The organism is Aeromonas caviae (assembly GCF_000819785.1).
Lineage (GTDB): Bacteria > Pseudomonadota > Gammaproteobacteria > Enterobacterales > Aeromonadaceae > Aeromonas > Aeromonas caviae.
This window is the reverse complement of sequence record NZ_CDBK01000087.1, coordinates 126,822-132,949: the sequence shown is the minus strand read 5'-3', so window position 1 is coordinate 132,949 and position 6,128 is coordinate 126,822. Positions and strand designations below refer to the sequence as shown.

Below are 6,128 nucleotides of genomic sequence, written 5' to 3'. Positions count from 1 at the left end.
GAAGGGGGCGGGAGGCAGGGGCTACCATGACCCTTTTGTTGCGAGGAGGCTCCATGGCACTGACAAGGTTGCTGTCCCCCCTGACCAGTCTGGTGATCTTCATTCTGGGTCACGGTCTGTTCAATACCCTGCTGACGGTGCGTCTCTCCGCCGAGCAGGTGTCCGCCCAGGCCATCGGTCTGGTGTCGGCTGCCTATTTCGGCGGCCTGGTGCTGGGGACCTTCATCAATGCCCGCCTCATCATCCGGGTGGGGCATATCCGGGCCTATGCGGCTTATGCCTCCCTGCTCTGTTTTCTGTTTCTGCTGCACGGCATGGTGGTGGAGCCTGTCACCTGGGCGGCGCTGCGGCTGATCGGGGGGTTTGCCACCGGCGGCCTGTTCGTGGTGCTGGAGTCCTGGATGCTGGTCTCAAGCACCCCGGCGAACCGGGGGCGGTTGATGTCCCTCTACATGATCCTGCTGTACGGTTCACTTGCCCTGGGCCAGCTGCTGCTCAAGCAGGTGGACCCCATGGTGCTGACGCCGTTCGCCCTGTGCGCCATGGCGGCGACTCTCTCCGTGGTGCCTCTGGCTCTCTCCCGGGTGGCGACGCCGGCCATGGTGGCACCCCAGCCGGTGGGAGTGCTGGAGCTGGTGCGCCTCACTCCGGCGGGGATGGGCAGCAGCTTTACCTCGGGCCTCATCCTCGGGGCCATCTATGGGCTGTTGCCGCTCTATTTCACCGACAGCGGCGCCTCCCTCTCCCAGGTGGCGGACATGATGGCGCTGGTGATCCTGGGGGGGATGTGTCTGCAATATCCCATCGGGCGTGCATCTGATCGTTACGACAGACGGTTGGTGATCCTGCTGCTCTGCGCCCTGCTGACCCTGATCGCGTTGTTGATGGTGCTGCTGCCGGAGCCCTGGCGCGAGCCAGTCGAGGGGACTCTTGTCTTCCTGCTGGGGGGCATGGCGTTCTCCATCTATCCCTTGAGCCTCAGCCATGCCTGCGATGAACTGCGCCCGGATCAGGTGCTGGGGGCAAACCAGGGGCTGCTGCTTGCCTACAGCCTGGGGGCCATGATAGGGCCCCTGCTGGCCCCCTTCGTCATGGTGCAAGTTGGGCCAGAAGGCTTGTTCGTCTACTTTGCCCTGTGCGGTCTGCTGCTGTCGGCCTATCTCGGCTGGCGCAGGCGCAAGCGAGCCCCCATTCCGCTGACGGAGCACCAGGTCTTCATGCCGGTGCCCCCCAACACCCCCATGACGGCGGAGCTGGAGCCAAGAACGGATCTGGAAGGGGAGGCAGTGCCGGCGAGCTATCCCGCGACTGATGCAGAAGAGAGAGCGGTGAGTGAAGAGGGGCAGGAGAGGGACGCGCCGCAGGGGCGCTGAAGGCTGGCGACCCAACGACAGGGATAAAAAAACCGACTCCAGGGAGTCGGTTTTTTGTTGGGCGGTTATCAGGCGGTCACGGCATCGGCCTGGGTAGCTTGTGCTTCCGGCGCCGGGTTGCGAATGAGGTAATCAAACGCACCCAGAGCGGCGGTGGCACCTGCCCCCATGGAGATGATGATCTGCTTGAACGGTACCGTGGTGGCATCCCCTGCGGCATAGACGCCGGGCAGGGAGGTGGCACCCTTGGTGTCGATCTCGATTTCGCCAAAGCGGGTCAGGGCAATCTCGCTTCCTTTGAGGAACTCGGTGTTCGGCACCAGGCCTATCTGGACGAAGATGCCGGCCACAGCCAGATGCTTGATCTCGCCGGTGGTGCGATCTTCGTAATCCATGCCCACCACCTTGCTGCCGTCGCCGATGACTTCGGTGGTGCGGGCGCTCATGATGATGTCAATGTTGCCCATGGAGCGGGCCTTCTTCTGCAACACGTCGTCGGCACGCAGGGTATCGGCGAACTCCACCACGGTGACATGCTCGACGATGCCAGCCAGATCGATGGCCGCCTCGATGCCGGAGTTGCCGCCCCCGATCACCGCAACCCGCTTGCCCTTGAAGAAGGGGCCATCACAGTGCGGGCAGTAGGCCACACCCTTGGTACGGTACTCGAGTTCACCCGGCACGTTCAGGTCGCGCCAGCGGGCACCGGTTGCCAGGATCACGGCGCGGCTCTTCAAGGTGGCACCGGAGGCGAGGTCCACGTTGACGTAACCATCCTTGCTGATGGCGGCGGCGCGCTGCTCGGTGATCACTTCCACGCCGTACTGCTTGACGTGCTGCTCCAGGCTGGCGGCCAGCTTGGGGCCCTCGGTGTAGGGCACGGAGATGAAGTTCTCGATGCCGACGGTGTCCATCACCTGGCCACCGAAACGTTCGGCGACAATGGCGGTGCGAATGCCTTTGCGGGCGGCATAGATGGCCGCGGCGGCGCCGGCCGGGCCACCGCCCACCACCAGCACGTCATAAGGCGCTTTTTCGCTCAGCTCTTGCGCCTTGCGCTCGGCAGCGCCGGTGTCGAGTTTGGCGACGATCTCTTCCAGCGAAATACGGCCCTGGCTGAACGGCTGACCGTTCAGGTAGACGTTCGGGACCGCCATGATTTGACGCTCGTTCACCTCATCCTGGAACAGGGCACCGTCGATCATGGTGTGGGTGATGCCGGGATTCAGGGTGGACATCAGGTTCAGGGCCTGTACCACGTCCGGACAGTTGTGGCAGGAGAGGGAAATATAGGTCTCGAAGTGGAACTCGCCCTTGAGGTTCTTCACCTGCTCCAGCACGGCCGGATCGGCCTTGGAGGGGTGACCGCCGCTTTGCAGCAGGGCGAGCACCAGGGAGGTGAATTCATGACCCATGGGAATGCCGGCAAAGTGCACGCGCGGGGCCTGGCCCTGGGGCGCGATGCTCATGGAAGGCTTGCGGGCATTGGTGCCATCGGTCAGGGAAATTTTGGGGGACATCTCGGCGATCTCGCTGGCCAATGCCAGGAGTTCGGCGGATTTGTCGCTGTCATTGCCGGACACGCTGATCTCGATGGGATTGACGATGTACTGCAAGTAACCGTTGAGTTGTTGTTTGAGGTTGGTATCTAACATGGTCGAATTCCTTCTTGCTGAATGCGGGTCGGCACGATGACCGGATACAGAAAACAGAGGTCCACACAGCAGACCGGCGCATTTTCTGAGGGCCGTAAACAAGACCGGCCCTTGAACGGGCCGGTCTTCAGAGCGGGGAGGCTTAGATTTTGCCTACCAGATCCAGGGACGGGGCCAGGGTGGCGTCGCCTTCTTTCCACTTGGCCGGGCACACTTCACCCGGGTGGGAAGCAACGTACTGGGCAGCCTTGACCTTGCGCAGCAGTTCCAGTGCGTCACGGCCGATGCCGCCAGCGTTGATTTCAACGATCTGGATGACGCCTTGCGGGTCGATGACGAAGGTACCGCGGTCAGCCAGGCCAGCTTCTTCGATCATCACGCCGAAGTTGCGAGTGATGGTGCCGGTGGGGTCGCCGATCATCGGGTACTGGATCTTCTGGATGGTGTCAGAAGTGTCGTGCCAGGCCTTGTGGGTGAAGTGGGTGTCGGTGGAGACGGCGTAGATCTCGACGCCCAGCTTCTGGAATTCGGCGTAGTTGTCGGCCAGGTCGCCCAGCTCGGTCGGGCAGACGAAGGTGAAATCAGCCGGGTAGAAGAACACCACGGACCACTTGCCTTTCAGGTCAGCGTCAGACACCTGAACGAATTTGCCATTGTGGTAGGCGGTGGCGTTGAACGGCTTGATTTCAGTGTTGATGTAGGTAGACATGTATTTGCTCCTTGGTGATGTACATATGCCTGTCTGGTGTTGAAGAGTCGTGCCAGACGAGGCGCTTAACTTTCGATGGAGTCATCATAGTGACTTTTTCTAATCGGTCAAAGCCACAATTTTGAATCACATAAATCTATTTATTAGATAGACCATCACAACTGTACCTAACATGAATATCTCAGGCCTTCGGAGATAACTCATTGTCGAAGTTCAATTTCTGTCCTGCATGTCACATTTTCAAGGGCTGGGCCGGATTTGTTTTCATTGCGTGAGCAGAGAAGGGGGCAGACGAGGCGGCGCAGTAGAAAAAAGAGGGATAAAAAAATCCCGGCGCCGTCGCACAGACAGGGCCGGGTCATCAAACAAGGAATGGCGATAAATATGCTTTACAGCAAAGACTAACTACGGGGTGTGCAAACTTGCAGACATATGAAGAGAAGATGGCGGGTGCACAATCCTCATCTCCTCTTCGGCAACCATTGCATGGTGGGCATCATAGTGTGATGAATGTCACAACGCAAGTTTTGTGGTGTAATTTTACAGTCAAACTGAAAGTGTTTCACTTAAATAGCCGTTAAATTAGGCTGAAAACGCTTTTGTTGTAATTTTATTACAGGATTTTGGGATCAAAAGTCGGTTGGGGGCTCCTGCTCCTCCATCAGCTCCAGCAGATTGATGGCCACGGCGATGAAGTCCGACTCGGTGACGATGCCAACCAGCTTGCGCCCCTTGAGTACCGGCAGACAGCCATATTTGTGGCGCTGCAGATACAGAGCTGCCTCCTTGATGCCGGCGTGGGGATCCACGCTCGCCACCTGACGGGTCATGATCTCGTCGAGCTGGACGCTGTCGGTGAACTCCGCCTCCCGCTCGGGGTTGATCAGCAGCAGCTTGGATTCACGGGTGGCCAGGATGTCCGAGAGGGTGACCAGACCGAGCAGATGCTGGTGTTCATCGACGATGGGAACGTGACGGATCCGCTCCTGCTGCATCAGCTCCATCGCCTGCTTGACGCTGTTTTCCGGACCCAGGGTAAAGGGGTGTTCAGTCATGATCTCGGAGAGGGTCATCATGGTGGGCCTCCTTGTGTGTCTGCTTCCACCCTAGCCCAGCCCCCGTCGCCAGAACATGATCGGGGTCAATACAAAACCTTAAAGGTTTTTTAACGGGCCCAACCTCACAAAATGGCCCGCTATCCCTTGTCTTCCTTGGGTTTTTAGTCTTTTGGGTTGCCTTGGAAGAGGGGGATAACTAGACTAGCCGCCGATTCCCCCGAGGTGAAAGATGCAAGTATCCGATTTTCATTTTGATCTGCCAGACGAGCTGATTGCCCGCTATCCCATGGCGGAGCGTACCGCCAGCCGCCTGCTGCAGCTCGATGGTCAAACCGGCGCCCTGCGCCACGGTCATTTTGTCGATGTGCTTGACCAGCTCAACCCCGGCGATCTGCTGGTGTTCAACAACACCCGGGTCATTCCGGCGCGCATGTTTGGCCAGAAGGCCAGCGGCGGCAAGCTGGAGGTGCTGGTGGAGCGCATTCTGGACGAACACAGCGTGCTGGCGCACGTCCGCTCGTCCAAGTCCCCCAAGCCAGGTACCCGTCTCCTTCTGGATGGCGGTGCCGACGGCGTGCCCGTCGAGGCCGAGATGCGTGCCCGCCACGACGCTCTGTTCGAGATCCACTTCCTGGACCCGCGCCCTGTACTGACCATTCTGGATGCCATCGGCCATATGCCGCTGCCCCCTTACATCGACCGTCCCGACGAGGATGCCGACAAGGAGCGCTACCAGACCGTCTACAACCAGAAGCCGGGTGCCGTGGCGGCGCCGACCGCCGGTCTGCACTTCGACGAGCCGCTGCTCGAGCAGATCCGTGCCAAGGGCGTGGAGATGGCCTTCGTGACCCTACACGTGGGGGCGGGCACCTTCCAGCCGGTGCGCGTCGACAAGATTGAAGATCACCACATGCACTCGGAATACGCCGAAGTGCCCCAAGAGGTGGTGGATGCCATCGCGGCGACCCGCGCCCGCGGCGGTCGTGTGGTTGCGGTGGGGACCACGTCGGTGCGATCCCTTGAGAGCGCGGCCAAGGCGACCCTGGCCCAGGGCATGCCGCTGGCGCCCTTCTTCAGTGACACCGACATCTTCATCTTCCCCGGTTACGAGTTCCAGGTGGTCGATGCCATGATCACCAACTTCCACCTGCCCGAATCCACCCTGATCATGCTGGTCAGCGCCTTTGCCGGCTATGACAACGTGATGGCCGCCTATCAGGCCGCCGTGGCGGGACAGTACCGTTTCTTCAGCTACGGGGACGCCATGTTCGTCACCCGTCGCCGGGTGCAGGGTTAAGCCTTGCCCTTCAGAAGTCGTTCAGGCTCTGCTTGT

At 60.2% G+C, this 6,128-nt stretch carries 5 protein-coding genes; 2 read left to right on the top strand and 3 right to left on the bottom strand.

Annotated features, from left to right (window positions below; translation table 11 throughout):
• Window positions 1–53 precede the first annotated feature (53 nt).
• Window positions 54–1,373, top strand: a complete 1,320-nt coding sequence (locus tag BN1120_RS14810) for an MFS transporter (protein WP_042016664.1) — start codon at window positions 54–56, stop codon at window positions 1,371–1,373.
• A gap of 68 nt (window positions 1,374–1,441) precedes the next feature.
• Here the strand turns inward: BN1120_RS14810 and ahpF are convergent, their stop codons facing one another.
• The 3 genes from ahpF to BN1120_RS14795 all read right to left on the bottom strand — a co-directional run bounded on the left by ahpF (window position 1,442) and on the right by BN1120_RS14795 (window position 4,813).
• Complete coding sequence (ahpF, locus tag BN1120_RS14805; RefSeq protein ID WP_042016663.1) at window positions 1,442–3,028, bottom strand: alkyl hydroperoxide reductase subunit F; 1,587 nt, start codon at window positions 3,026–3,028, stop codon at window positions 1,442–1,444.
• 142 nt (window positions 3,029–3,170) lie between these two features.
• Window positions 3,171–3,737: an alkyl hydroperoxide reductase subunit C gene (ahpC, locus tag BN1120_RS14800; protein WP_010675074.1), complete on the bottom strand. Its 567-nt coding sequence runs from the start codon at window positions 3,735–3,737 to the stop codon at window positions 3,171–3,173.
• A 629-nt stretch (window positions 3,738–4,366) separates the two neighbouring features.
• Window positions 4,367–4,813, bottom strand: coding sequence for a CBS domain-containing protein (locus tag BN1120_RS14795; protein WP_010675073.1), 447 nt, complete (start codon window positions 4,811–4,813; stop codon window positions 4,367–4,369).
• A gap of 211 nt (window positions 4,814–5,024) precedes the next feature.
• On the opposite strand from BN1120_RS14795, the gene queA reads away from it, so the two are divergent.
• A complete protein-coding gene (gene queA, locus BN1120_RS14790; RefSeq protein WP_042016662.1) occupies window positions 5,025–6,092 on the top strand; it encodes a tRNA preQ1(34) S-adenosylmethionine ribosyltransferase-isomerase QueA in 1,068 nt (355 codons plus the stop codon).
• Window positions 6,093–6,128: the final 36 nt, after the last annotated feature.

What these genes read in the sequence shown, in the direction of transcription:
- BN1120_RS14810 (WP_042016664.1), top strand. Translation starts at nt 54, where the DNA reads ATGGCACTGACAAGGTTGCTGTCCCCCCTGACCAGTCTGGTGATCTTC.
- ahpF (WP_042016663.1), bottom strand. Translation starts at nt 3,028, where the DNA reads ATGTTAGATACCAACCTCAAACAACAACTCAACGGTTACTTGCAGTAC.
- ahpC (WP_010675074.1), bottom strand. Translation starts at nt 3,737, where the DNA reads ATGTCTACCTACATCAACACTGAAATCAAGCCGTTCAACGCCACCGCC.
- BN1120_RS14795 (WP_010675073.1), bottom strand. Translation starts at nt 4,813, where the DNA reads ATGATGACCCTCTCCGAGATCATGACTGAACACCCCTTTACCCTGGGT.
- queA (WP_042016662.1), top strand. Translation starts at nt 5,025, where the DNA reads ATGCAAGTATCCGATTTTCATTTTGATCTGCCAGACGAGCTGATTGCC.